This window comes from Burkholderia sp. F1, assembly GCF_050813845.1.
Lineage (GTDB): Bacteria > Pseudomonadota > Gammaproteobacteria > Burkholderiales > Burkholderiaceae > Burkholderia > Burkholderia ubonensis.
The window spans coordinates 425867-451820 of the sequence record NZ_CP172422.1; the positions used below are offsets into that span (position 1 = coordinate 425867).

General features: G+C 66.2%; 24 protein-coding genes and 1 pseudogene. 12 read left to right on the forward strand and 13 right to left on the reverse strand.

The genetic code is table 11. The features are described from left to right. Window positions 1–48 precede the first annotated feature (48 nt). Entirely contained in the window at window positions 49–1944 is a 1896-nt protein-coding gene (locus ACFIMZ_RS20975; RefSeq protein WP_431824251.1) for a WG repeat-containing protein, read from the forward strand. 28 nt (window positions 1945–1972) lie between these two features. Here the strand turns inward: ACFIMZ_RS20975 and ACFIMZ_RS20980 are convergent, their stop codons facing one another. Both ACFIMZ_RS20980 and ACFIMZ_RS20985 read right to left on the reverse strand, forming a co-directional pair. Next, a complete protein-coding gene (locus tag ACFIMZ_RS20980; RefSeq protein WP_431824252.1) occupies window positions 1973–4207 on the reverse strand; it encodes a penicillin-binding protein 1A in 2235 nt (744 codons plus the stop codon). Between the two features lie 193 nt (window positions 4208–4400). Further along, window positions 4401–5930 carry a PLP-dependent aminotransferase family protein gene (locus tag ACFIMZ_RS20985; RefSeq protein WP_431824253.1) on the reverse strand — a complete coding sequence of 510 codons (1530 nt, stop codon included), beginning with the start codon at window positions 5928–5930 and terminating at the stop codon, window positions 4401–4403. Between the two features lie 123 nt (window positions 5931–6053). Between ACFIMZ_RS20985 and ACFIMZ_RS20990 the strand changes: the two genes are divergently transcribed. From ACFIMZ_RS20990 to ACFIMZ_RS21000, 3 genes are all read left to right on the forward strand, one after another. Beyond that, the gene (locus ACFIMZ_RS20990) at window positions 6054–6689 is read left to right on the forward strand and encodes an FMN-binding negative transcriptional regulator (RefSeq protein WP_431824254.1); all 636 of its coding nucleotides are present in this window, start codon (window positions 6054–6056) and stop codon (window positions 6687–6689) included. A gap of 33 nt (window positions 6690–6722) precedes the next feature. Then, complete coding sequence (locus ACFIMZ_RS20995; RefSeq protein ID WP_431824255.1) at window positions 6723–7472, forward strand: hypothetical protein; 750 nt, start codon at window positions 6723–6725, stop codon at window positions 7470–7472. A gap of 122 nt (window positions 7473–7594) precedes the next feature. Then, window positions 7595–8050 carry a hypothetical protein gene (locus ACFIMZ_RS21000; RefSeq protein ID WP_431824256.1) on the forward strand — a complete coding sequence of 152 codons (456 nt, stop codon included), beginning with the start codon at window positions 7595–7597 and terminating at the stop codon, window positions 8048–8050. Between the two features lie 359 nt (window positions 8051–8409). Here the strand turns inward: ACFIMZ_RS21000 and ACFIMZ_RS21005 are convergent, their stop codons facing one another. Beyond that, window positions 8410–8622 carry a hypothetical protein gene (locus ACFIMZ_RS21005; RefSeq protein ID WP_431825465.1) on the reverse strand — a complete coding sequence of 71 codons (213 nt, stop codon included), beginning with the start codon at window positions 8620–8622 and terminating at the stop codon, window positions 8410–8412. Between ACFIMZ_RS21005 and ACFIMZ_RS21010 the strand changes: the two are divergent. Further along, window positions 8605–8694: pseudogene (locus tag ACFIMZ_RS21010) on the forward strand (hypothetical protein); the annotation flags it as partial. The gene ACFIMZ_RS21005 and the pseudogene ACFIMZ_RS21010 overlap by 18 nt on opposite strands. Before the next feature lie 123 nt (window positions 8695–8817). Further along, entirely contained in the window at window positions 8818–9225 is a 408-nt protein-coding gene (locus ACFIMZ_RS21015; protein ID WP_431825466.1) for a hypothetical protein, read from the forward strand. Window positions 9226–9308: 83 nt separating this feature from the next. Here the strand turns inward: ACFIMZ_RS21015 and ACFIMZ_RS21020 are convergent, their stop codons facing one another. Next, window positions 9309–9908: a thioredoxin family protein gene (locus ACFIMZ_RS21020; RefSeq protein ID WP_431825324.1), complete on the reverse strand. Its 600-nt coding sequence runs from the start codon at window positions 9906–9908 to the stop codon at window positions 9309–9311. Between the two features lie 247 nt (window positions 9909–10155). On the opposite strand from ACFIMZ_RS21020, the gene ACFIMZ_RS21025 reads away from it, so the two are divergent. The 3 genes from ACFIMZ_RS21025 to ACFIMZ_RS21035 all read left to right on the forward strand — a co-directional run bounded on the left by ACFIMZ_RS21025 (window position 10156) and on the right by ACFIMZ_RS21035 (window position 13008). Next, the gene (locus ACFIMZ_RS21025; protein WP_084909581.1) at window positions 10156–10896 is read left to right on the forward strand and encodes a response regulator; all 741 of its coding nucleotides are present in this window, start codon (window positions 10156–10158) and stop codon (window positions 10894–10896) included. Continuing rightward, window positions 10893–12215, forward strand: coding sequence for an ATP-binding protein (locus ACFIMZ_RS21030; protein WP_431824257.1), 1323 nt, complete (start codon window positions 10893–10895; stop codon window positions 12213–12215). Before ACFIMZ_RS21025 ends, ACFIMZ_RS21030 begins: the two co-directional genes overlap by 4 nt. A 115-nt stretch (window positions 12216–12330) precedes the next feature. Beyond that, window positions 12331–13008 (forward strand): DUF1963 domain-containing protein, encoded by a 678-nt coding sequence (locus tag ACFIMZ_RS21035; protein WP_431824258.1) that lies wholly within the window; start codon window positions 12331–12333, stop codon window positions 13006–13008. A gap of 211 nt (window positions 13009–13219) precedes the next feature. Here ACFIMZ_RS21035 and ACFIMZ_RS21040 read toward each other — a convergent pair whose 3' ends face one another. From ACFIMZ_RS21040 to ACFIMZ_RS21055, 4 genes are all read right to left on the reverse strand, one after another. After that, window positions 13220–13831, reverse strand: coding sequence for an alpha/beta fold hydrolase (locus ACFIMZ_RS21040; protein ID WP_431824259.1), 612 nt, complete (start codon window positions 13829–13831; stop codon window positions 13220–13222). Between the two features lie 121 nt (window positions 13832–13952). After that, the gene (locus tag ACFIMZ_RS21045; protein ID WP_431824260.1) at window positions 13953–14414 is read right to left on the reverse strand and encodes a GNAT family N-acetyltransferase; all 462 of its coding nucleotides are present in this window, start codon (window positions 14412–14414) and stop codon (window positions 13953–13955) included. A 79-nt stretch (window positions 14415–14493) separates the two neighbouring features. Further along, the gene (locus ACFIMZ_RS21050) at window positions 14494–15033 is read right to left on the reverse strand and encodes a GNAT family N-acetyltransferase (protein WP_431824261.1); all 540 of its coding nucleotides are present in this window, start codon (window positions 15031–15033) and stop codon (window positions 14494–14496) included. A gap of 48 nt (window positions 15034–15081) precedes the next feature. Continuing rightward, window positions 15082–17826: a P-loop NTPase fold protein gene (locus ACFIMZ_RS21055; RefSeq protein WP_431824262.1), complete on the reverse strand. Its 2745-nt coding sequence runs from the start codon at window positions 17824–17826 to the stop codon at window positions 15082–15084. A 476-nt stretch (window positions 17827–18302) separates the two neighbouring features. Here ACFIMZ_RS21055 and ACFIMZ_RS21060 point away from each other — a divergent pair, with 476 nt between their 5' ends. Further along, window positions 18303–19496 carry a porin gene (locus ACFIMZ_RS21060; protein ID WP_431824263.1) on the forward strand — a complete coding sequence of 398 codons (1194 nt, stop codon included), beginning with the start codon at window positions 18303–18305 and terminating at the stop codon, window positions 19494–19496. 59 nt (window positions 19497–19555) lie between these two features. Beyond that, window positions 19556–19987 (forward strand): GFA family protein, encoded by a 432-nt coding sequence (locus tag ACFIMZ_RS21065; protein ID WP_431824264.1) that lies wholly within the window; start codon window positions 19556–19558, stop codon window positions 19985–19987. Window positions 19988–20144: 157 nt separating this feature from the next. On the opposite strand, the gene ACFIMZ_RS21070 is transcribed toward ACFIMZ_RS21065, so the two are convergent. Further along, window positions 20145–20342 carry a hypothetical protein gene (locus tag ACFIMZ_RS21070; RefSeq protein WP_431824265.1) on the reverse strand — a complete coding sequence of 66 codons (198 nt, stop codon included), beginning with the start codon at window positions 20340–20342 and terminating at the stop codon, window positions 20145–20147. Window positions 20343–20407: 65 nt separating this feature from the next. On the opposite strand from ACFIMZ_RS21070, the gene ACFIMZ_RS21075 reads away from it, so the two are divergent. Beyond that, on the forward strand, window positions 20408–22324 hold the full coding sequence (locus tag ACFIMZ_RS21075; protein ID WP_431824266.1) for an SMP-30/gluconolaconase/LRE-like region family protein: 1917 nt from the start codon (window positions 20408–20410) through the stop codon (window positions 22322–22324). Between the two features lie 27 nt (window positions 22325–22351). Here the strand turns inward: ACFIMZ_RS21075 and ACFIMZ_RS21080 are convergent, their stop codons facing one another. The 4 genes from ACFIMZ_RS21080 to ACFIMZ_RS21095 are packed head-to-tail and all read right to left on the reverse strand — an operon-like array spanning window position 22352 to window position 25941. Beyond that, window positions 22352–23305 carry a c-type cytochrome gene (locus ACFIMZ_RS21080; protein WP_431824267.1) on the reverse strand — a complete coding sequence of 318 codons (954 nt, stop codon included), beginning with the start codon at window positions 23303–23305 and terminating at the stop codon, window positions 22352–22354. Beyond that, the gene (locus ACFIMZ_RS21085) at window positions 23302–24012 is read right to left on the reverse strand and encodes a c-type cytochrome (protein WP_431824268.1); all 711 of its coding nucleotides are present in this window, start codon (window positions 24010–24012) and stop codon (window positions 23302–23304) included. The genes ACFIMZ_RS21080 and ACFIMZ_RS21085 overlap by 4 nt, the downstream gene beginning before the upstream one ends. 46 nt (window positions 24013–24058) lie before the next feature. Next, window positions 24059–25141 (reverse strand): molybdate ABC transporter substrate-binding protein, encoded by a 1083-nt coding sequence (locus tag ACFIMZ_RS21090; RefSeq protein ID WP_431824269.1) that lies wholly within the window; start codon window positions 25139–25141, stop codon window positions 24059–24061. Between the two features lie 8 nt (window positions 25142–25149). Then, window positions 25150–25941 carry a transcriptional initiation protein Tat gene (locus tag ACFIMZ_RS21095; protein WP_431824270.1) on the reverse strand — a complete coding sequence of 264 codons (792 nt, stop codon included), beginning with the start codon at window positions 25939–25941 and terminating at the stop codon, window positions 25150–25152. Between the last annotated feature and the right edge of the window lie 13 nt (window positions 25942–25954).

Below are 25954 nucleotides of genomic sequence, written 5' to 3' on the forward strand. Positions count from 1 at the left end.
GGCGCGTCCGCCGCAGAACCGACGACAACGACAGGGACGAGCATTCCGATGGGCAATCGAGCATGGCTGTACCTACAGGCAGGCGCGGGAGATGATGCGCGAACGATCCAGTTCGCGGAGACCAACAACCACTTTCCGGTGCTGTGGCGCGTGCTGCTCGCCCGCGGCAATGCGGGCGAAGCGATCACATACCAGCGCGTGTTCGGCGATGCGGGCACGCCGAACCTCGTCAGCGACGCGCGCGCCGCGCACGCGCGGATCAGCCGGCTCGCGTCGTTCGTCGCCGCGTATCCGCTGCCGGGCGACGATCCCGCGCTCGCACGCCAGTTCGACGCGGTCGTGCGCCACCTCGGCGAGCAGATCGACGCGCTCGGCGACGCGCACGGCACGCCGCTGTTGTCCGCGAACCTGGACGAACTGTCGTGGTGCGACGACAGCGGCCCGAACGACTACATCGATGCCGAGCGCGATACCTGCACGCGCCTGTGGTGGCGCGTCGCCAACTGCATGGATTTTCGCGACGTGCGCGGCGTACGCGACGCGCTCGAGATCGAGCGGCAAGGTGACTGGCGCGAATGGGCATGGGGCTTCGGCTTCGGTGGCCTGTCGCACTACTACTTCTGGCGCCAGGATCCGCCGCGCGGCGCGACGTATGCGGACTTGTTCGACACCGGCGACACGCATGGCGACCATCTGAGCCGCGGCACGTTCTCGTTTCGCGCGCGCAACGGCCTGTGGGGCGCGCGACGCGAACGGGACGACGCATGGGAGATCGTCCTTCAGCCCGAATGGACGGGACTCTGGCGCAGCGGCGCGCGCGATTGGCGGCTGATCTGGGCCGCGCGCGACGGCCGTGTCGGGCTGATACGGTTCGACGACGACGCCGCCCCGCACATCGTGCGCGAGCCGTCGTTCGACGAAGTGTGGGATTTCGACGACGACGTCGCATGCGTGCGAGTCGGCGACAAGCTCGGGCTCGTGCGGATGGACGGCACCTGGGCGCTCGAACCATCGCTCGACGATTTCGGCGAGTTCGCCGGCGGGCTCGCGTCCGCGAGCGTCGACGGCCGCTGGGGCTTCGTCGATATGCGCGGCGCATGGGTCATCCCGCCGCGCTTCGACCACGCGGAGGAGTTCGTGCGTGGCGAGGCGGCGGCGGTGTGCGACGGCGATCGCTGGGGGCTCGTCGGCCGCGACGGACAATGGCGCGCGCGGCCCGAATGGACGTCGCTCGAATGGTCGGCCGAGTGCGACGCGTACCTCGCGCAGCGGGACGGTCATGCGGGCCTCGTCGACCTGAAAGGCCGCACCGTCATCGAGCCGCGCTACGCGCAGGTGGCCCCGCTGACGGACGACAGCCGGATGGAGACGCTGCGCGAACTTGGTGCGATGCGCTACATCGTGCAACGAGACGACGCGCGCTGCGCGATCGTCGACGGCGATGGCCGGGTGCTGACGCCATTCGATTTCACGAACGCGGGCGCGCTCCAGTGGCTGCCCGACGACGACGAAGTGCCGGCCGAACTGCTCACGCGCCATGCGGTCGGCGTGATGCCGGGCGAGCCGGCGTCGCTGGCGGTCTGCGACCTCGACACCGGCGCGACGATCGCGCTCGGTCACTACGACGACGTGACGGGCCTGTACTGGGGCGCCGATCACGGCTGGCTCGCCTGCCGATACGCGGAAGGCGGCGAAGACGTGCACGCGGCGGTGTTCCGTGCGGACGGCACGGTGCTGCATCCCGCGCGCTATGCGCGGATCGGCGATGCGGCACTGTTCGATGAGGAAGGGCCGCACGCAGCGAATGCGACGCTGCCGCCGTGGTTCGTCCGGCGCGTCGAGCTTGCGCAGAGCTGGAGCGTCGACGAGCCGGTCGCCGCGCTGCGCGACGACGGCGTGCCGGTGTGGCTGTACGCGGACGGTCGAGCCGATACGCACCGGTGACGTCGCATCGCGTCGACGTCATGCCGCGTCACCGGAACAGCCTGAGCCAGTCGAACAGACCCGGACTCGGATGTCGCTTCGGCGGCGGCGGCGTGTAGGTTCTCGGCCGGAAATCCGGCGACAGCTGCGCGCGCGGATCGATCACGCGCGCACGCAATGCGGCGTCGTAGAACGTGCCGACGATCGGCAGCGCGCTGTGCGCGCCTTCGCCCCAGTAGTCGCTGCCGAGCGTCACGTGGCCGTCGTCGAAGCCGACCCACGCGCCGGCCACCAGCTGCGCATGCATCAGGATGAACCAGCCGTCGGCGCTGTCCTGCGTCGTGCCCGTCTTGCCGGCCACGTCGGCGCGAATGCCGTAGCGCGAGCGGATGTCCGCGCCGGTGCCGCGGTCGACGACGTCGCGCATCACGTCGACGAGCGTCAGCGCCGCATTCGCGGGCAGCGCCCGTTCCGGCGGCGGGCTCGCGAATGTGGCCAGCACCTTGCCGTCGTGATCCTCGATGCGCGTGACCATCTGCGGTTCGACGTACATGCCGCGGTTCGCGATCGTGCCGTAGGCCGACACCATCTCCTTCAGCGTGACCGGGCTCGTGCCGAGCGCGAGCGACGGCACCGCATCGAGCGGACTCTCGCGCACGCCCATCGCGCGCGCGAGCCGCACGACCTTCGCCGGGCCTTCGTGCTGCATCAGCTGCGCGGTGATGCGGTTGCGCGAATGCGCGAGCGCGTCGCGCAGCGTCATCGGCAGGCCGGTCGGCGGTTCCGCGTCGGTCGGCCGCCACGCCGCGTGCCCGTCGAGCGGGATCGCGACATTGCGGTCGACGAACGTGTCGCCCGGCCGCAGGCCGTCCGCGAACGCCGCGCCGTAGACGAACGGCTTGAACGTCGAGCCCGGCTGGCGGCGCGCCTGCTGCACGTGATCGAACGGTTCGTCGCCGAAGTCGGGGCTGCCGACCCACGCGCGGATCTGGCCGTTGTGCGGATCGATCGCGACGAAGCCGGCCTGCACCTGCGTCTTGCTCCGGCACAGCGCGCGCATGAAGTTGCGATTCGCGCCGAGCCTGCGCAGCGCGACCGGGTCCGTCAGGCCGGCATCGCGCGCGCCGCGGTATTCGGGGGTCTGGCGGATGAAGCTCCGGAACAGGTCGTTGCGCAGCCCGCAGCCGTTCGGGCCGCGCCATGCGTCGTTCGCGATTTCCTGCAGCCGGTCCGTCTGCCGTTCGACCGCCTGCGTGGCCATTTCCTGCAGGCGCGAATCGATCGTCGTGCGCACGACGAGCCCATCCGAGTAGATGTTGTAGTTGTTGCGGTCGGCCCACGCGATCAGCCATTTGCGCAACAGCACGGTGAAGTGCGGCGCGAGGCCCGGCGACGCGGCCTGCGGTTCGAAATCGACGCGCAGCGGCTGGCGGATCAGCACGGCATACGCGTCGGGCCGCAGCTTGCCATACTTCGCCATCTGGCCGAGCACGGTGTTGCGCCGCTGCAGCGCGCGTTCGGGGTTGAGCACCGGGTTGTAATAGCTGTTGGCCTTCAGCATGCCGACGAGCGTCGCGCTTTCAAGGATGTCGAGCTGGGCGGCCGACTTGTCGAAATAGGTGCGCGCGGCCATTTCGATGCCATAAGCGTTATACAGGAACGGCACCGTATTCAGGTAGGTCTCGAGGATCTGATCCTTCGTGTACACGCTCTCTATCTTGAACGCGGTCACCAGTTCCTTCAGCTTGCGCGTGAGCGTCGGCGCGCGGCCGACTTCGTCGGGATACAGGTTGCGCGCGAGCTGCTGCGTGATCGTCGAGCCGCCCTGACGGTCGCCGGAGAACGTATGCAGCGCGGCGCCGAGCGTGCGGCGCCAGTCGATGCCGTGGTGGTCGTAGAAGCGGCGGTCCTCGGTGGCGATCAGCGCGTCGACCATGTGCGGCGAGATCTGCGACAGCGGCACCCATTCGCGGTTCACCGGCCGGAATTCGGCGATCACCTGGCCGTCAGCCGACACGATCTGCGCGGGGCGGTCGATGCGCGCCTTGCGGATGTCGCCGATGCTCGGCGTGAACGGCACGAACGCGAGCAACGCCAGGAGCCCCAGCACGGGCACCGCGGCGAGCGTCAGCGCGATGCCGCGCCGCGTCGGATGCCGCAGGCGGCGCAGGCCGGCGGCGAGTGCGGAGCGGATGGCGGCAGCGCAGGCGGCAGCCGGCGGCCGGACGCGGGCGAGCCACCTTGCGCATTGTTCGCGGAAAAACGACACGGTTCGGCGATTCACGTTTGGGGGCGCGGGCGGAAAAGGCGCGATCGTAGCAAACGGAACCGGCGCGCCGCCGGCCAAAACCGGCTCCCGCTTGCAGGATTTACAGACGATTACACTTGTTTCCCGCCGACAACGTCTCGGCGCACGATCGGCGGCGATTTGCCTGACGAATCGCCGGGTTCGCGAGCGCGCGCCGAGCCTGCCGCGTTCAGCGCCGCGACGGACGTGCGGTGGCGGTGGCGACCGCAGCGATCACGTCGGCGAGCCGTTGCGCGGCGGCCTCCATCTGCGCGCGGTCGAAGCCGCCGAAGCCGAGCACGAGGCCCGGGCGGCCGGTGCCCGGCGCGAACATCGGTGACACCGCGCGCACCGCGACGCCGGCGTCGGCCGCCCGCGCGACGACCTCGCGATCGTCGAGATGCGCGGCGAGCCACAGCACGACGTGCATCCCCTGGTCGCCCGGCTGCAGCCACGCGAGCGCGCCCGGCAGCCGCGCGCCGAGCGTGTCGATCAGTTGCGCGCGATGGTCCGCGTAGACGCCGCGCACGCGGCGGATGTGGCGGTCGAGATGGCCTTGCGCGATGAACGCCGCGAGCACGTGCTGGTCCGCGGTCGGCGCATGGCGATCCATCAGCACGCGCGCGCCGCAGAACGCGGCGACCAGGTCGTCGGGCGCGATCACGTAGCCGAGCCGCAGCGACGGGAACAGGATCTTGCTGAACGTGCCGAGATAGATCACGCGCTCGGGATCGAGCCCCTGCAGCGAAGGAAACGGATAACCCTCGTAGCGCAGCTCGCTGTCGTAGTCGTCCTCGACGATCCACGCGTGGTGCGCGCGCGCCCATGCGAGCAGCGCGTTGCGGCGCGCCATGCTCATCGGCATCCCGAGCGGATACTGGTGCGACGGCGTGACGAACGCGGCCCGCGCGTGCGGCGCCATCCGGATGCCGGCCTCGACGTCGATGCCGTCCGCGTCGACCGGCACGCGCACCATCGCGTCGCGCCGGCCGGTGCTTTCCAGCAGCGCGGTGATGCCGCGGTACGCGGGGTTCTCGACCCAGGTCTGGTCGTGCGCGCCGAGCAGTACCTGGCACGCGAGATGGAGCCCTTGCTGCGTGCCGCTCGTGATCACGACCTGGCCGGGTTCGCAGCGCACCGAGCGCGACTTGCGCACATGGTCGGCGATCGCTTCGCGCAGCGGCAGCGCGCCGAGCGGATCGGCGTAGCCGGACGGCGCGCCCGCGCCCCGCGCGCGCAGCCGGTTGCCGAGCCGGCGCCAGATGTCGTCGGGCGCGGTCGGGCCGACGGGCACCGAGATCGCGAACGGCACCGCCGGCAGCGGGCTGAATTCCTGCGCGATCCGCGCGAACGCCGCCGCTGGCTCCGGCAGGCCGCGCGGGCGGCCGGCGCGGGCCGGGCGCCGGCGTGCGGTTGCGGTGCCCGGCGCAGTGAACGGCGGCGGCTCGGCCAGCGCCTGCGCGACACGCGTGTCCGCGCCGCCGCGCGATTCCAGGAAGCCCTCGGCGACCAGTTGCGCATAGGCATCGACCACCGTACCGCGCGCGATCCTCAGCGACGCCGCGAGCAGGCGCGTGGACGGCAGCGCGTCGCCCGGCCGGATGTCGCCGTTGTGGACCGCGTCGCGCAGCGCCTGCGCAAGCTGGCGGCTCAGGTTGCCGGCGGCGCGGTCCAGCGCGCCGAGCGACGGGATTTCGATGAGGCGGGTGGTTCGCGCCATGATTCTGGTTCGCTGGAATTGTGTCAAACCGGCTCTACAGAATAAACCAGTTTGCGGCCACAATCAGGGTGTCACGGGGCGATCCCGTGAGCCTCTTGATCCTTGCCTGACCGTGGAGCCGCCATGTACGTCCCTGCCCATTTCGACGAATCCCGCATCGAGACGCTGCACGCGCTGATCGCGCAGCACCCGTTCGGCAGCCTGATCACGCACGGCTGGAGCGGGCTCGATGCGAACCACCTGCCGTTCGACCTGATCGCCGGCGACGGCGGGCTCGGCGAGCTGCATGCGCACGTCGCGCGCGCGAATCCGGTCTGGCAGGACGTCGCGGACGGCGACGAGGTGCTGGTGATTTTCCGGGGCGGCGATGCGTACATTTCGCCGAGCTGGTATCCGAGCAAGCACGCGACGCACCGGCAGGTGCCGACGTGGAACTACGTCGCCGTGCATGCGCACGGGCGCATCACGGTGCGCGACGACGAGCGCTTCGTGCGCGGCCTGGTCGCGCGGCTGACGCGCACGCACGAAGCAGCGCTGCCCGATCCGTGGAAGATGGGCGACGCGCCGAAGGACTACCTCGACACGATGCTGCAGTCGATCGTCGGGCTGCAGATCGAGATCACGCGGCTGGTTGGGAAGCGCAAGCTGGGGCAGAACAAGGCGGTGGAGGATATTCGGGGGCGGGGAGGCGTTGGTCGCGCGGGGGAGCGAGTGATCGGGGAGGCGATGCTCGCGGAGGCTGACGCGAAGCGGGAGTAGGAGCGGGAGACGCGTGCCGAGATCGACGGGCGCATGGCCGATGTGCGTATCGTCGTACCATCGGCGGATTCGTGCACTATAGTCGTGCCGCCGAGCAAATCGAACGAACTGAAGGCTGATTTCAATAATTCTCAGGGAATACATGTAATGCTGGGCTCGAATCATCTGATCGTGCTGGTGGGTGTCATCTATTCCGCAGCCGCTTTTTCGCAAAGTCCGGCTCTCCCCGCGACGGATGTTCAGAGCATAGGCGCATTGGCCGAGAAGGTTTACAAGATTCCGTACCGCGACATTGTTTGCGCGCTTGGCCATCTCAATCCGAAGACTCACGCCTATGTCGACAAGAAGTTCAGCGATAAAAAGGTTCGTGAGCAGGCTTACCAGGCAATCTTTGGCGATGTCTTCTCAGGCGCGCTCTTGAGTAAGGTCGGCAAGCAGTGCGTCGATACGGAATGGGCCGGATTGAAGCCTGATTTTCGAACGGCGGACCAGGATTCGGACGATGATTACTTGAACGACCATGCGCCCGTTCTGAAGGTGAGGGGTAGGCCGGTCATCATTCAGCAGAATGGCGCGCAAGCGCGGGTCAAGGTTCTGTGGAAGCAGGTCTACACCGAGGGAAAGAATACGCAGGTGACGAACGGGCGAACCGACCTGATCCTCGTGCGGGAGCACGGCCTTTGGCGCATCGACGATGCTATCGCTAATCCGTCGTCTGAGTATGACGATGCTGGTGTCGGCGAGTTCGATAAATCGGTTGGCGTATCGCGTTTGAGGGGGTGATGTGCCCTGCCTGGGGATGTTCTTCACGACCATGTAAATTCGTATCTTTCGTCGGCCGTTGTCGCGCTGCCTCTTAGTGACTGTCTATATCGTTCGATTCATTTCTTGCACGAATATTGTTGATGAAGAAGTTCTCTAAACTCGCCGCATGTGCAGCGATTTTCACCGTTGCCCTGGCCAATGTGGCGTATGCCCGTGATCTGGACAAGAGCGACCCTGACCGCGCCCACATACTGGCAGCCGTCCACCGGCTGAACGACAGCGATCCGGTCCTGAAGGACTATCACTATTTTGTGGTTGATCTGGTGAAAGACCATGATGCCGCATTCATGTGCGTCGCACTGGCGGATAAGGAAGGTCATTTGGAGATGACGGATGACCAGACCGAGATCATGATGTTCGCGCTGGAAAAGCGTAGCCCGCAATGGGCAGCAACCGATCTTCACGGCGTGGGATTTGCTGCTGGCGCAAAGCCCGTGCAATCGGATTGCCTGATGGACGGTCATGCCGTGAACACGCGTGCCGATATCAATGCCGCGTTGAAGGCGACGGGACATAAGCCGTTCGCTTTGCGCTGACCACAGCGACATAGCTGCCGGGAACGTGCCTGAATGGTCCGTGATGAAACGCATGCAGCGCCTCACCCAGGCTGTCGAACCGGAATGTCTGGTGCAGTTCCGGTCGCTTGCCGCAAGCTGCGGTGTCAGGAAGTAGCCTGGACCGACGTTTTGAATCACGCCCTTTCTGCATAGGGTGGCGAATATAGAAATCCTGGACCGAAATTGATGTTAGTGTTTCGACGCGTGACTCCTTGGAAGGAGGTTGGCGATGAAACGCGAACGGTTCTTGCTGGAGCGACCACTAGCCGGCGATGGTCGCCGTGCCGATACTTCGAGCTGGACGATCACTACGATCACGGCAATGCACATCCTGAGGATTAGCAGTTGGTGATGCAAACAACTATCAGGTCAGCGAAGGTGCGGCGACCTGTCAATGCGGCTTCACCTGCATCCGCAAGAAGATTCCGTATCGTCCCGCTTTTGCGATTGAGCGACCATCGATCATCGGGTCGCAAACCGCGATCGTCGTGGGTCCGGAGGGCGAGGAAATCTACACGGATATTCTCGGCCGCGTGAAGGCGCAGTTCCATGGGGACCGCCTGGGTAAGCGCAATCAGAGTCGTTCGTGCTGGGTTCGCGGCGGTCAGCCCTGGGCTGGACGTGGCTTCGGGATGATTCGGATTCCGCGAATCGGCGACAAGGTGGTCGTAATTTTTCCGGAATCCCGGGCTATGGAGACCCTTGCTCGTGGCCGGCGGAAAAGTAGTCAGATTGGAAATGCCTTCATGACAACCATCAAGCCTTCACGACTTACCGTTGTTATTTTCTGTGCGATTGGCGGCATCATTTTCCTGCCCGGCATACTTGCTTTGCGGCTCGGACAGTTGGATGGAATAGTATCCCTGTTAGTTGGTGCTCCATTCGTAGTTGTTCCGCTCACTCGATACCGCGTTTCGTGGGACGCAGAAACACTCGTCTATCACGGGCTTGTCGGCACCCGGCGGGTACTCTTTCATGACGTGAAGAAATTTGATATTTGCGGTTCGGATGCAAAAAGCAGGTTTGGGCCAACGTTTGGACTACGGATCTTCACTGAGTCGTCCGCAAAGCCGGTCATGACTATCAACGTCAAACCGTTTTCACGTCAGGATTTGGCACAAGTCGTTACCAGGCTGAACCAGGCTGTGGGTTGAACCAACAGAGAGCCCCTAGGCGCGTGTCGAAGCGCGCGCGTGGCAGGCGCGAAGCCGCGCAGCCCGCACGGCGCGAACAGAGGCTACTGCGTCCGCGCTGCGTCCCGCTGCGCCTGCGCAATCGGCGCCGCTTTCGCCGTCCGCGCCAGCGCATCACGAATCGCCGCTTCGGTCTTGTCATACGCCCCTTCACCAAAGCGCGTGTAAACGATCCGTCCATTCCCGTCGATCAGATACAACGCAGGCCAGTATCGATTCCCGTACGCGTTCCACGTGTCATAGCGGTTGTCCTGCGCAACCGGATAACGGATACCGAAGCGCCCCACCGCATCCGCGACATTGCGCGCATCGCGCTCGAACGGATACTCGGGCGTATGCACGCCGATCACGACCAGCCCCTGATCCCGGTACTTGCGATACCAGTCGTTGACGTACGGAATCGTATGAATGCAGTTGATGCACGAATACGTCCAGAAATCGACGAGCACGACCTTGCCGCGCAACTGGCCGAGCGTCAGCGGCGCGCTGTTGTGCCAGCGCTCGATGCCGGCGAGTTCGGGCGCCGGTGCGCCGGCTTCCGCCATCGGCGGGACGGTCTGGCCGCGCGTCTCGGCGAATGCCGCGAATGCAGCGGCAGCAGCGAAGGCGGTAACGGCGGCGGCGGTCTTGAATCGTCTGAACATGGGACATCCTCCGTGGATCGGGGCCGCGGCCGGCCCGGTGCGGGCCGCGGTCGTTCGGGTTTCGACAGACCGTATTGGGCCGTGCGGGCGTATCCGGCATGTGTCCGCCACCCCGCCTGTTTGCAATGTCGTGTATCCGTGCACGGGCCGGATACAGTGGGATACAAACCGCCGCGCCACTTGCGGTATAAAGCGGACATCGCCCATCCGGATTCCCGCGGCACGTGCCGCACCTTCGATCGCCTTCATGGACAAGACCGACCACGTACTGATCGTCGATGACGATCGCGGCATTCGAGAACTGATCGCCGACTACCTCGAGAAGAACGGCATGCGCGTGTCGCTGGCCGCGAACGGCCGCGAGATGCGCGCCGTGCTCGACAGCGGCGCCCCCGACCTGATCGTGCTGGACCTGATGCTGCCGGGCGAGGACGGCCTCGTGCTGTGCCGCGAGCTGCGCGTCGGCAAGTTCCGCGCGGTGCCGGTGCTGATGCTGACCGCGCGCGGCGAGGAAACCGACCGCATCGTCGGCCTCGAGATGGGCGCCGACGACTATCTCGCGAAGCCGTTCGCGGTGCGCGAGCTGCTGGCGCGGATCCGCTCGGTGCTGCGCCGCACGCGGATGCTGCCGCCCGGCATGCAGGTGACGGAAGCGGCCGGGATGCTCGGCTTCGGCGAATGGCGGCTCGATACGACGGGGCGGCACCTGCTCGACGCCGAAGGCACGCTGGTCGCGCTGAGCGGCGCGGAGTACCGGCTGCTGCGCGTGTTCCTCGACCACCCTCAACGGGTGCTGACCCGCGACCAACTGCTCAACCTGACGCAGGGGCGGCAGTCCGATCCGTTCGACCGCTCGATCGACCTGCTCGTGAGCCGCCTGCGGCAGCGCCTGCGCGACGGCGCGCGCGAGCCGCGCTACATCAAGACGCTGCGCAACGAGGGCTATGTGTTCTCGGCGGCGGTGACCGTCATCGAAGGCACGTCATGACGCCGCGCGCGATAGGGCGGTGGCCGCGCACGCTGTTCGCGCGGCTCGCGCTGATCCTGTGCGTGGGCCTCGTGCTCGCGCAGACGCTGTCGTTCTGGCTCACGCTGATGGAGCGCGACCAGGCCACCACCAACCTGATGATGGGGTACATCGAGCGCGAAGTCGCGAGCTCGGTGGCGCTGCTCGACCATCTGCCGCCCGCCGAGCGCGCCGAGTGGCTGCCGCGGCTCGCGCGGCGCAGCTACCAGTTCATCCTCGGGCCGGGCGAGACCGGCACGCCGCCGCAGGCGCGGCTGTCGGCGCGCGTCGAGCGGTCGATCTCGGACGGCATCGGCGGCGAATACCCGCTGACCGCGAACGCGATGCCCGGCGACCGCGAGCATCTGCAGGTGCATCTGCGCCTGACCGACGGGTCGCCGCTGACGATCGACATCCATCCGATGTCGACGGTGCCGCTGTCGGGCTGGCTGCCGTTCGTGCTCGCGCTGCAGCTCGCCGTGCTGGCCGCGTGCTGCTGGCTCGCGGTGCGGCTCGCGACGCGACCGCTCAAGCAGCTCGCGCAGGCCGCCGATGCGCTCGGCCCCGACCTGAAGGCGGAGCGCCTGAGCGAGGACGGCCCGTCCGAGGTCGCCCGCGCGGCACGCGCGTTCAATGCGATGCAGGACCGCATCGCGCAGTACATGGCGGAGCGCATGCAGATCCTCGCGTCGATCTCGCACGACCTGCAGACGCCGATCACGCGGATGCGGCTGCGCGTCGACGTGATGGACGACGACGCGCAGGGCGCGAAGCTGCGCCAGGACCTGATCGAGATGGAGCACCTCGTGAAGGAGGGCGTCGCATATGCGAAGACGCTGCACGGCACCGAGGAAGCCGCGCGGCGCACCGATCTCGATGCGCTGCTCGACAGCATCGCGTGCGACTACGCGGACGCGGGGCAGGCCGTGACGCTGCACAGCCGCGCGCCGATCGCGCTCGTCACGCGGCCGAAGGCGTTGCGCCGCATCGTCGGCAATCTCGTCGACAACGCGCTGAAGTTCTCCGGTGCGGCCGAGATCGACGTGACGGCAGCCCCCGACGGCGGCGCGGTCATCGCGGTGCTGGACCGCGGGCCCGGCATTCCGGACGATCAGCTCGACGCGGTGTTCGAGCCGTTCCGGCGCGTCGAGACGTCGCGCAATCGCGAGACGGGCGGCACGGGGCTCGGCCTCGCGATCGCGCGGCAGCTCGCGCTCGCGATGGGCGGCGCGCTGACGCTGCGGAACCGGCCGGAAGGCGGGCTCGAGGCGCGGCTGACGCTGCGCGATCTCGCCGGCTAGGGTCCGTTGACAATGTTGATTCCACCGCATGAAGGCAGCATCGATGGCGACAAGAAGGGCAGTCGGCAATGGTATCTTTCGACAATATGCGAAGATTTTCTGAAGGGGAGCAGGCATGACACCCGAGGGCGACTTGGCGTTGAAAAAACTCAGGTCGAAAATGCGACCTGCATCAGTCGCGGAAGTTGGGGGTTTTCGCCCTCCTGAGGATCCCCTGACATCCTGGTTCTTGAAAGGGTTCGCCCTCGCAAGCGAGGGGCTGCCAATGTGGGCCGGCAAACCTATGTTTCCGCTCCTGCAGATACGGGTCGATGAGCTTCCCGTTATTCCTGATCAATTGAAGCGCACCGCTCTTCTTGTTCTGTACCACAACATGGAAAGCCATCCATTCGACAGGCCACATGGAGAAGGGTGGCTTATTCGAGAGTACGCCAGTCTTGACGGCCTGCAGTTGCTTCCTGAACTTGCAACGCCGTATCGGGCCTTTCCAATTCGATGGCTCAGCGTCACTGATGACACTCCGGGGTGGGAGGATGCGTGGGATGTCGTCGATCTATCTGCCGTAAATGGTGATGAAGCGGCCTCCGACAGCTTCTTTGATGACTTCAATCGGTATCCGGGCACCAAGGTTGGCGGATACCCGAAGGAGATCCAGCACGGCGCAGGGATTGCAGATTTCGTCTTCCAAGTCGGATCGGAAGAGAAAGTGAACTGGATGTGGGCGGACAACGGCATTGGCTACTTTCATCGATCGCCAGGGGGAAACTGGCGTTTTTCATGTCAGTTTTACTAATTATTTTTTCGAATCCTTCGGAACTGTCTGGAAAGCGGCGCCCCTGGGCCTGTTGTTGACCTTGCACAAGCCATATGAAGGCTGCGGAGACAGTAACGAAGGAGGCAAAATTTCTGGAACGGGAAAGATGATTGTCGAGCGGACGCTGCTCCCGCCGATTCGCGCGGCTCGGGATAACGACCCTGACATCAAGCGCGCGGCGTTCAGCGGATCAGATCCGCTGCAGATGCGCGTCGACGAGCGGCGCGAGCGCGCGCGCATGCACGGCGGCGAGATCATGCTGGCCGCCCGGCACGACGTGCAGCCGCGCATCGGGCAGCCGTTCGAGCAGGCGGCGGCCGGCCGCGACCGGGCTGAACGGGTCCGCGTCGCCCCACAGCAGCAGCGTCGGCTGCGCGACCCGGCCCAGCTCGGCCGACAGGTCGGCGCGAAACGACACGAACCAGTCGGGCAGGTGCGGATTCGCAGCGACGAATCCGGTGCGCCACTCCTGTGCGCCGAGACCCTGCATGTCGAGGCCCCCGGACGTGACCGTCAGCACCAGGTGCGTGACCCACTCGGGCCGGTCGAGTGCCGCGCGCAGCGCGATCACGCCACCCATCGACTGCGCGATCACCGCGGTGGGCCGGTCGATGTGCCGCAGCACGCGCCGCACGAGGCCGTCGAAGTCGCGGACGTCCGGATCGGCGGGTTCCGCACCGAAGCCCGGATAGGCGACGATCCGCCGCTCGGCGGGGTGGGTGAGCTGGTCGGCGAGCGGTTGCCAGAATGCGGTGCTGCCCGATGCGCCGGGCAGGAAAAGAAGCTGCGATGGAACCGGCATGTCGTTTTGATCTCCGATGATTGAAGTGATGTGAGGGCTGCGCGGGTGCCGTTCGCGCCGGGCTTTCAGGGGCAACGCCACCGAGACGGACGCGTGACGCCTCGCAACAACTCGTTGTCCATCAGGCGCCGGTGTCCGCCTCCATCACGACGACAGAAGTGACGCCAATCTGCGCCGTGTCTATGGTTCGCCAACCAAGGCGCGCGTACAGGGACTCATTGCGGGGCGTAAAAAGGAAAATCTTCCGGTGCCCCATTCGCGATGCCTCGATACGCGCTCGCATCGACAATGCCGAAGCGATGCCTTTGCCGCGATGAACGGGGGGAACGAACACCGCAGATAGCCAGGGACCAAGATGTTGGTGCGTCAACGTACTCTGAACCAGGCTTGCGGTTCCTTGTGCATCGCCATGGTCTGACAACGCCAAAAACGTCAGGGGTAGCGAATCGTCAGTAAGTTGACGAAGGCGCGCCAGCCGTTGTTCAAGCGTTACGACAGGATTCAGGTAGCCAAACTGTTCATGCTGCCATGTCGCAACGGTTGGAATAAGTTCTGGATGGCGTACCAGATGATCAATGTGCATCTTGTTCTCGCGATGGGGAGGCTGTGATGGTCGTCAATGCGGTGCGAGCCGTCCAATGGGCGTTGCCGCGTGCTGCGCGTCAGTCGGTCGCGACGCGCGCGTAGATCGCGAAATCGCCGGGCGTGCCGCGGACCATGCGGTACGCGCGCAACAGTCCTTCGTAGCGGAAGCCGCACTTCTGCAGCACGCGCGCCGAGCGCGCGTTGGTCGCGAGGACGACGCCCTGGATTCGCACGAAGCCGTACTCGGCGAACGCCCATTCCGCGACGGCCGCGCATGCCGCGCTCGCGATGCCGCGCCCCCAATGCGACGGCGCGAGATCGTAGGCGATTTCCGCCGAGCGGTTCACGTCGGAAACGGTGTGCAGCCCGATCGTCCCGATGAGCGCGCCGCTGGCGTTGTCGTCGACGATCGTGAGGCGCCGGATCGACTCCGGGTCCGGCGATTCGAAGCCGTCGAACAGCGGCAGCAGATCGTCGCGCGAGCGCAGGTTCCAGCTCGTGTGCCGGACGACGTCCGGGTTCGATAAATAGGCGTACCACGCATCGAGGTCCGGACGCGCCAGCTGGCGGAGCGACAGGCCCGGATACCACGATCGCGGCGGCGCATCGATTTGCATTGAGGAATCTCGTTGTGCCGGGCGGTGTGGACGCCCGGCTGCGATCGATCATTCGACTTGCGTGCTGTCTTCCCTGTCGGCCACGTTCGTTGACTTGGCACGCTGGTGCCTGGAATAGGCAGACAGGAAATAATCGCGGAGCGATTCGTTCGCGAACATCTCCGCGGCAAAGCGTTCAGCTTGATCTTGCTTGCTGCCTTCGCCGTAGAACGAACGGTATTCGAACTGGAAGGTCGACGGCAACCGGTCCAATATCCGGTGAACGAACGCGATGTGGTCGGTCAGCCCGTTCAGCGTCTCGAATACAGTGACGTCGACCAATGCGTCGCACATCGAATCGATGTCGGTCTCTTCCAGCGTGGCCGAATTGGTCAGCCAGTCGCGTATGTGGCGCAATCCTTGATCTTCCGTTTTTCCCTGAAAGGAGCCGTTCGCGACACCGTCATTCCACGACCACAGCACGAGCCATGCCGCGGTGAAACGGACACTCTTGTCGCCCGAAAGCTGGGTGTTGAGCGCGATGATTTTTGTGAGAAACCCGGCTTCCGCGAGCGGACGGATCAGGGGCCTGGCAAGCCCGGGGTTCGCGCGGACCAGTGCGCCGAGCAACGTGACGCATTCGGTTGCGCGTTGATAGTTGTCCCCGCTTGCATTCGCGAATTTTTCGATGACTGCGGCGCTTACCTTGCTGAATGCGTCATGATCGCGCCGGCCGAGCAGGTGCAGGATGTAGCGGGATTCCCGGTCCCATTGCTGCGCATCGGCGGATTTGATCAGGGTTCTGCCGAGTTCGCGATCGCCGCCTTGACACGTGCAGTTCTCAAGCACGTAGCGATGATCCTCCGTTCCATTCAGGCTTTTGACAAGTGATGCATAGGACTCCGCCTTTACCGGAAGGGTGACCAGCTGGGGGCGATCGAGTATCGAGTCTGCGACGACAGTGTTCGAGAGAAGACGGACGAGGCCATCCCGCAGGAGTAGATTGGGCATCGGAGAATCCCACAGGCTCGCGTCTACAGCGACCAGCTTTTCGCAAATTGCCTGTGCGATGGATTCCGGTTGCGCGAATGACGAAAGCGCTGTCGTCACGGACTCGATCGCGGACGTGTCCGTGAACCGCAGTCCCTCGCGTTCCGAGATGGCTTTCTTTGCGTTTCCCGCGAGGTTGATCAGAATGTCTTCGAATACCTGATTCAGCGATTCGTCGGCACTGCGCTTCTGATCGATGAATGTCCTCGCGGTCTGGGCGAATGCGGCCAGCGGGCCGGGAAACACGGTGCATTCATGCACCGCGAAGCGCCGCAATTCACGGTCCGCGTCCAGCGTGTCGTCAATGAATGCTTCGACGCTCCTGAGCCGCTGATCGAGCGCCTCATCGGTCAACTCGCCGGAGAAGATGTCCGCGAGGTCCTGTTGCGCATTGATGTAGCCGATATGCCTCCGGTCCGGCACGCCGAGTCGAATGACGTTGAACGTCGATTCAAGGTCGTCGCGGCCCGTCAGGCGCTCCATGTAGTCCGGCACGTCCGGCACGGCGCCGTCGGCGCTCAAGCCTCGCTCCCAAAGCAGATAGGCAGCCAGCACTTCGATGCTGATCGCATCCTTGTCGACGCCTTCCTGCTCCTCCTGCAAGCCGCGTTCGACATAGAGCGCAACAAGGCTGTTGATATAGCCGATGATCGCGCGCGGCGTCAGCTTGTTCGCGTCCAGATCTTCCGCATACAGATCGATCACGGTATTCCGGCTCTTCCTGCTTAGCCTTTCGAAGGCCGCATCCATGCGGTCCTCGAAAAACGATCGCCAGAAATGCCTCGTCATGTCGGGAACCGTAAAGCGAACCTGGAACACCTTCTCCAGCGCATTGTCCTTGTCACGTGCCGAATCGGGATTCACTCTGTCGGGACGCGCCATCGGCACGAGCAGCCACAGCCGGTCGTACCACGGCTCCTTCCGGAACGTCGGATTGTCGAGAAAGGAACGCAGCAGCGCCCAGGTCGCCTGCACTTCGGCGGCGTCCACGCGATCGAGGTTGTCGACGACGATCACCAGCTTGCGATTGGGCCGTGCAGGGTCGCCCAGCACCGCGCCGAGCAACGCGAAAAAGGCGTTCTGGAATTCAAGCGACGTCGGTTCCCCCGCTTCCGTCACCGTCACGGTTTCGCTGTCCGGTTGCCGCCGCAGGAAGAGACTCAGCGTGCGGCCCGTCAACGGCCGAAGCAGCTTGTAAGCCCCGAAGCCCAGGACGGCGGCCCATGCGACGGAAGTAAAAAAGCCTTTGCCCTGCGCCAGCGACGAGATCGTGGAATACAGCAGCGGCGCGACCAGTCCGGCGCAGAGAAGCAACGTGATGATCGTCTGGTCGTCTTCCTTGAAGACGAGTTCGCTGCGCTTCGACGTCTTCTTGAGCCGCTTCGCCAGGAACTCGATCCGCTGGGTCCATTCGTCGGTGTCGTCGGGTGACTGGAGCTGAGGAATCCACCGCCCGCGCAATTTTGCGACCAGCGCTTCGAAGAACGCGCGCCGCAGCGGGTCGCCCGTATGCACCCACGCGTCATATTCGAACACGACGACATCCGGATCGCCTGCGCCGGGGGGATTGGCCTGCTGCGATTCGAACTCGTGCGCGAGCAGCCGGACGACGGTCGACTTGCCGACGCCCCAGTCGCCGTCCAGGCGGATGCTTTGGCCGCCCCTGCAACTCCGGATCAGCGTCGCGATGGTCGCTGCGATGCGATGGTGCGGCCCCTGGATTGCGTTCTTTCCTGCGGGAATATCGGCCAGAAGTTGCGGCATGTCGGCTCCAGCGGAACGTGCGGTCTTGATGGATTGGTATAAGCATCGACGCGCGGCTTAATGCCCGCCCTTATTCGATGCGTAATGGACATACGGACGTATCGACGAGCCAGCCAGTGTACTCGACACCGCGTCCGCCGAACCCCGTCATTTCTTGCGGAAAACGTTATCGGCGGATGGCGATAATCGTTTGTGCGCGTAACGGAAAAACGATCGCGCCTATTGATTCGAATCCGGTGTGAAATCGGTCGCGCCGGCGCGCCGTCGCTGACTATCTCACTTTCCACAAGAAACTATTTTCATTCTTCCGCTTTCCTGTGGAATCGGTTCCATCTACCATTGCGAGCCGTTTCGGGCGCGCCCCAGCGTGCCCGGCGCGCGTCACGTTCGTAGAAGCCGGCGACCAAGCATCGTCGCGCACCCTGTCAACTCGCACCTAGAACAACGGGTTTCACGCCCGGAGACAAGCCAAAGCCATGAACAAGCAACTCGTCGCAGCCTCGCTGCTGCTTCCGCTCGCGGGCATCGCCTCCGCGCAGAGCGCCGTCACGCTGTACGGCATCGTCGATGCGGGCGTCACCTATCGCAGCAACGAACGGGTCGGCACCGCGGGCAGCTACACGGGCCACTCGAACGTCGGGCTCACGACCGGTAACCTGTCCGGCAGCCGCTGGGGCATCAAGGGGATGGAAGATCTCGGCGGCGGCCTGCGCGCGCTGTTCGTCCTCGAAAACGGCTTCGACATCACCAACGGCACGTCCGGGCAGGGCGGCCGCCAGTTCGGCCGCCAGGCGTTCGTCGGCGTCGGCAGCGACCGCTACGGCACGGTGTCGCTCGGCCGCCAGTACACGTCGCTCGACGACTTCGTGAGCCCGGTCGGGCCGTCGGCCTACATCGGCGGGTTCGGCGCGCACCCGGGCGACATCGACGACCTCGACCAGACCGCGCGCGTCGACAGCTCGATCAAGTACACGAGCGCGAACTACGCGGGCTTCACGTTCGGCGCGCTGTACGGCTTCGGCGGCCAGCCGGGCAGCATGAAGCAGCGCAATACGTGGAGCGTCGGCGCCGCGTATGCGGCGGGCCCGCTGCGCGTCGGCGTCGGCTACGAGCGCTCCGACAACAGCAAGACCGGCGCGAACGACAAGACGGTCGGCAAGTGGCAGAGCACCGACGACGGCCTGTTCAATTCGTCGATCAACGAAGGCTACGCGAGCGCGCAGTCGCAGCAGGTCATCGCGACCGGCGCGACCTACGACTTCGGCCCGGCGCTCGTCGGCGTGAACTACAGCAATGTGCAATACCGCAGCGGCGACCGTTCGCTGTTCTCCGGTCACGCGACCTTCAACGTCGCGGGCGTCTTCACGCGCTGGAAGGTGCAGCCGCAGACGCAGCTGTTCGCCGGCTACAGCTACACGCGCGGCAGCGAGATCGAAGGCGCCGACGGCCGCGCGCAGTATCACAACGTGACGCTCGGCGCGGTCTACGACCTGTCGAAGCGGACCAGCGTGTACCTGCTCGGCGCATACCAGCGCGCGTCCGGCACGACGCTCGATGCGCAAGGGCGCCCGGTGGCGGCGACCGCGTCGGTGTCCGACAAGGCGAACAGCCACTCGTCCGATGCGCGTTCGCAGGCGATCGTGAGCGTCGGCATGCGTCAGCGGTTCTGACGAGCGGCCGGCTTGCGGCGCGGCTTCTCTATACTTGGGCCTCTTCACAAGGAGGCGAAATGACTCGAGAGCATTCCGTGCGCTGCCTGTGCGGCGCGGTGACCGTCACGCTGCGGGGCGAACCCGCGGCCAGGGCGAATTGCCATTGCCGGACGTGCCGCGACTTCTACGGCACGTCCATGCTGTCCGCCACCGCGTGGGGCAGCGAGCAACTCGCCGTCACCGGCGCGAATGCGACGTTCGCGCATCCGTCGAAAGCGATGTCGCGCACGTTCTGCGCGTCGTGCGGCGAAATCGTGTTCGGCACGAACCGGCTCGGGATGCGCGTCGTGCCCAACAGCCTGAATGCCCGCGCGCATGACGGCGAGCTGCCCGACGCGCTGCAGCCGACGATGCACCTGTTCTATCGGCAGCGGGTGATCGACGTCGTCGATCCGCTGCCCAAGTATCTCGACGGCTGGGACGGCCCGACGCTGGAAGCCGCGCGTTGATCGTCCCCGGGGCGGGATGTCGTCGCGGCGCTCGCACATGATTCCCGCCCCCTTCGCAGCCGGCCATCGACCGCAGCAGAATGCATGTTCGCAAGAAGCATAAATATTCGAACATTAATTTTTGCTTGCATTCTAATTTCAATTCGCAATGATTGAGTCAGGCTTCGTCGAAATCGGAAAAACGCGTGGCAGTACGAAAAAATGACGCGTCGCTTTCGAACGATCCGGGAGAAAGTGCCGAAAAAAAGGCATTGAAATGCGGTTGCCCGGCGGCCGGACGAAAAAGCCTGACACGGCCGGATGCGGGTGATGAACAATGCAGTGCGGCGCCGGCGCGTGCGTGATACGCGGCCAATCACCAATGTTTCATGTCCTGCGATTTACATTGTCGAGGGACGATCGTCACGGGAGACATTATTCATGTCCATGAAACAAATCCGTGCGGCATTGCTCGGCGCATTGCTCGCGACGATCGCGTCGGCCGTTCACGCGCAATACTCGACCGACTGGATCGCGAACACGTTCGGCACGATCGCCGCGCACGTCGGCAACGGCGCGCGGTCGATGTGGGTCGCGCCGGAAGGCGTGATCTACACGTCGTCGCGCTGGGACGAAAACGCGGGCGGCGTCGCGATGTACCAGAACGGCCAGGGCATCGGCACGATCGGTCTGCACGACGAATTCCAGGGCGGGGCCATCACCGGCAATGCGTCGTCGCTGTTCGTCGCGCTCGGCTACAACCGGACCTTCGGCAGCGGGTCGGTGGGGCGCTACAACCGGTCGACGAATACGCGCGACCTGCGCATTCCGGTCAGCGTGTGGACGGGCGTGCAGTACGCGGACGTGATCACCGGGCTCGCGACGGCCGGCACGCTGCTGTATGTAAGCGATTTCTACGGCAATCGCGTGCGCGTCTATACGACCGCCGGCGTCTGGCAGCGCGACATCAACGTGACGGGCCCCGGCGCGCTCGCGCTCGACGCCGCGGGCAACCTGTCGGTCGCGCGCAAGAGCGCGGGCGTGGTCGTGCAGTACAGCCCGGCGGGCACGCTGATGAACACGATCCAGATGGGCGCCGCGTCGCGGCCGTCGGCGCTGTATTTCGACGCGTCGACCGGGCTGCTGATGGTCGGCGACGAAGGTCCCGACATGAACGTCAAGAGCTACAGCCTGCTCGGCATCCCGGCGCAGGTCGGCACGTTCGGCGTGCAGGGGGGCTATCTCGACACCACGTCGGGCATCAAGGGGCAGGTCGGCGACAAGCGCTTCACGCGCGTCGCGGGCATCGGCAAGGACGCCGCCGGCAACCTGTACGTGCTGAACAACGCGTGGGGCGGCGGCTGGGACCTCGGGCGCAACGGCAGCACCGACCTGCATTCGTACAGCCCGGCGGGCGCGCTGCAATGGAAGCTGCAGGCGCTGAACTTCGAGGCGATCGCCGCGCCGGACCCGGCGACGGACGGCACGTTCTTCTACAGCGGCGCCAACATCTATACGGGCAGCGCGGGCGGCACGTTCGTCGCGAACACGATCGATCCGTTCACCTATCCGCGCGATCCGCGCCTCGACATGAAGGACTATCAGCGCGGCCAGCATTTCGGCCAGCTCGTGGCGGTGGGCGGCAACCGGATTCTCGTCGCGTCCGGCCAGAACCCCGGCAACTTCAACTTCTACTACTTCAACGCGGCGAGCGGCTACATCGCGATTCCGGCCGGCTCGCTGCCGGGCAAGCCGTTCAACACGACGCTGCAGGTCACCGCGGGCTTCGCGATCGACGGCAATGGCGACGTGTGGGCCGGCCTCAACGGCACGAACGCCATCACCCACTATCTGATGAAGGGCTTCGACGCGACCGGCAAGCCGTCATGGGGCAAGCCGACGACGATTCCGGTGCCGGCCACCGTCGCGCCGGTCACGCGCATCGTCTACCAGTCGGACAGCGACACGATGATCCTCGCGCAGGGCCTCGCGGGGAACTGGGACTGGACGGCGATGAACGGCCATATCGAGGTCTATCACGGCTGGAAGGCCGGCAACACGAGCGCGCCGAACCCGGTGATCACGCTCGCGAGCCCCAACCCGAAATCGATCGCGGCGGCCGGCCATTACCTGTTCGTCGGCTACGTGCACACGGTGCCGAACATCGACGTGTTCGATCTCGACACCGGCAGCCTCGTCACCACGCTGACGAATTCGAACACGGCGGCGATGGACGTCGGCAACGACGTCGACTCGATGTACGGAATCCGCGCGTATCTCCGCTCGACCGGCGAGTACGTGATCACGAAGGACAACTACAACGGCTCCAGCATCGTCGTGTATCGCTGGCATCCGTGATCACGTCCACGCGGCCATGCAGCCGCGTCAGCGCGGGCCGGGCGCGCCGAGCACGCGTCCGTTCACGGTCCGGCCGTACATCGAGTCGGGGTTGTCGTGGAAGCGCGCGCGCGTGGCCTCGACCGACCCCGTGAAGCGCGGGTCCTGCGGCCGTTCGTGGCTGTCCATGAAGGTCGCGACGTCCCACGCCTGCTGGTCGGTCAGCGTGCCGCCGAGCCCGAGCGGCATGTTGGCCTTGATGAAGCCGGCCGCATTCCGGATGTCGCCCATGCCCGCGCCCCAGTTGAACGAGCGCGCGCCCCACAGCGGCGGGAACACCGTCTTGCCGCCGCTCGACTGCCCCTGTCCGTCTGCGCCGTGGCACAGCGCGCAATGCTGCGCGTAGACGGCGGCGCCGCGCGCATAGTCGGGTTTCAGCGCGGGCGGCGGCAGTTTCGGAAAGCCCTGGCCGGGCAGCTTCCCGCCGATCGGCGCGCCCTTCGCGAGCCAGTACGCGTAGGTTTCGAGCGCGACCAGGATCGGGTCGCCGTTCGGCGGCGCCTTGCCGTTCATGCTGTAGCGGAAGCACCCCTGCAGGCGTTCGGCGAACGTGTTCACGTGGCCGTTCTTGATGCGGTAGGCGGGATACAGCGGATACGCGCCCCACATCGGGCTCGAATCCGCGCGGCGGCCGGCGTCGAGATGGCAGTTCGCGCAGGTCAGCGGGTTGCCGACGTATTTGCCCGCGAACTCGGGCGTGTGCATGAAGATCCGTTCGCCGAGCTTCACGGTCTTGCCGAAGTCGTCGTCGGGCAGCGCCGCTTCGGCGGGCGGGGTGAACGGCTGCGCGGGCGTTGGCGTTGCAGCTGCGACTGCGGCAGTTGCGGCGGGCGCGGGCGACGGATCGGCCGCGGCGAACGCCGGGCCGCAGGCGGCCGCGCTCAGCAGCGCGGCCAGCGCGCGGCGACAGGAATGGCGACCCGGGCGGAATCGATCGGTCATGGCTGGCCTCCTTGCGATGCCGAACCGGCCGACGGCGCGCCGGCGCGGGTGTAGTAAGCGGTCACCGCGTCGATGTCGGCGTCGGACAGCTTGCTCGCGACGAGCGGCATCAGCGCCATCGGCCCGGGCGGGCGCGCGCCGTGCTTCCAGCCGTGCAACTGGTTCGCGAGATAGGCGGCCGGCTGGCCGGCCAGCGGCGGAAACGCGCTGCCCACGCCGATGCCGCCGGGCCCGTGGCATTGCGCGCAGGCGGGCAGCCCCTGCGTCCAGCGTCCGCGCGTCGCGAGCCATGCGCCGGTGTCCGACGGCGCGGCCGGCGCGTCGTCCCTGGCCGCGATGCCGGACGGCGCGGGCAGCGACGCGAAGTACGCCGACACCGCGTCGCGCTCGTGGGCGGACAGCGCTGTCGCGATCGGCTGCATGACGGGGTTCGGGCGGCTGCCGTCCGCGAACGCGGCCAGTTGCGCGGACAGATACGCGGCCGGCACGCCCGCCAGGCGCGGGAACGCGGCCGCCGCGTTGCCTTCGCCGTTCGCGCCGTGGCAGCCGATGCAGGCGGCGGCGCCGGTTGCCGTGCCTTGGGTCGCGATGGTCCTGCCGAGCGCCGCGTCGCCGGCGTGGGCGCCGGGCGTGGCCGACAGCAGGCCCGCCGCGGTCAGCCACGCGGCGGCGAAGCGGCGGCGCGGCTTCACGATCGAATCGTTCAAGTCTCCTCCATGGCGGGGTCGTGTTGTGTTGTTGTGCGGCGGGCGCTCAGCTCGAGTCGGCTTGATCGCGCGGCGCGGCTTGCGTGCCGGTGTCCGTACCCGTGTTCACGCCATTGCCGGTGCGCGTGGCCGGCGCCGATGCCGCATCGTACCGGCCGAAGCCGTATCGCTGGAAGATCCGGAACGCGTCGGGCGACCGGATGAACGCGAGCCATTCGCGGGCCGCTTCCGGATGCGGCGCGCCATTGACCAGCGCGCCCGCATAGATCTCGGTGGTGTTCTGGCCGGCGGGAATGTCCACGTGCGCCAGCGGATGCCCGGCCTGTTCGTGGAAGATCGCTTCGGATTTCCACAGCACGCCTGCATCGGCGCGCCCCTGCATCAGGAACAGCGCCGTCTCGCGATGGTGGATGCGGGTCAGCTCGGCCGTGCCCGCTTGCACCTTGTCCTCGTAGACGGCGCGCGCGAGCGCGTCGCCGCCCGCCTTCACGAGCGACGCCCTGATCTGCCGCGCGACGCCTTCGAACGCGGGGTTCGGCATCGCGAGCCGCAGCGCCGGCCTGGCGAGATCGTTCAGCGACGCGATGCGCTCCGGGTTGCCCGCGCGCACCATGATCGTCAGCTGGTTCGTCACGTACGGCACGGCGGGGCCCGTCAGCGTGCCGTCGGCGATCAGCGCGTCGACCTGCGCGAGGCCGGCGAAATACGCGTCGGGCTTGACCGTCCACGTCATGTTGCCGACGGTGATCGTGCCGCCGGCCTTGATCTGCGTGACGAGCAGGCCGGGCGGAATCGTTTCCCAGAAGATCTTGCCGCGATAGTCGGGGTGATCCTCCTCGAACTTCGCGACGAGCGGCGCCATCACGAAGAAATAGTTGCCGCCGACGAACAGCACCAGCTTCGGCGCGGTCAGGTCGCCGTGGAAATCGGCGAGCACGTCGACTTGCGGCACCGTGAATTCGAGGCCGCGATGCAACGCGTCGTTGTTCCGGCCGTGCTGCCACGGCGGGAAGATGTCGGCCGGTGCGGGGCGTGCGACGGGGGCGGCGGCGCACAGCCAGCCCGCCAGCACCGCATGCAGGATGTGGCGGGTCCGGCGCGGGCGTGCGGGCGTGCGGGGAGATGTCATGTCGATCCTCACTTTGCGTACGAGAAGCCGACGCGCTGCAGCTCGGGCAGCGTGCCGACCGCGCCGGGCGTGATGATCGCGCTCGGGATCACGTGGTTGGTCAGGTCGGCGGCGAGCGCGTCGAGCGGCAGCTTGTCCGGGTTCGCGTTCGCGCCGGCGAGCCGTTCCGCGAGCTCCCAGATCGCGTTGTGGCACGACAGGAACACGACGCCGCGCTGCAGCAGCGCCGCGACGCTGTTGTCGTGCGCGGAAAACGTGCCGCCGGCGTTTTCGTGATCCTGCGCGCCGGTGGACTGCGCGGGCTTCGCGTCGAGCAGCGTGTTGGCCGGGAACGCGTCGCCGGCCAGCTTCGCGAGCCCGTATTTGTCCCACGCGGCCTGGTCGTACAGCGCGAGCTGCGCGCTGCCGTGCGTCGCCGACACGACCAGGAAATCCGGGTGCCGGAACGACCAGACCTGCGCGTTCAGCGCATTGCGCATCAGGTTCAGCCACGAACCGCCGAGCTCGGTGTTGTCCCAGGCCTGCTTCGGGCCGCCGCGATAGCCGATCACTTCCGACAGCGCCGCGTGATCCCATTGGTCGGGGTGCTCGAGGATCATCGGCACCGTCTTGAAGTCGCGCCGTCTCGGTGTGGCGGCGAGCCGCCGCGTGAGGTCGGCGAGGCGGGCGCCGCCGCCGGGTAGCAGCGATCCGGTGTCGGACTGCGCCGCCTGCGTTCGGCTCGCCGCCGCCAGGATGGCCGTGCCGGCCGCGAGGCCGAAGGTCTTCAGCGCGCTGCGGCGCGCATGCCGCTCGGTCATGACGTGTCCCCCG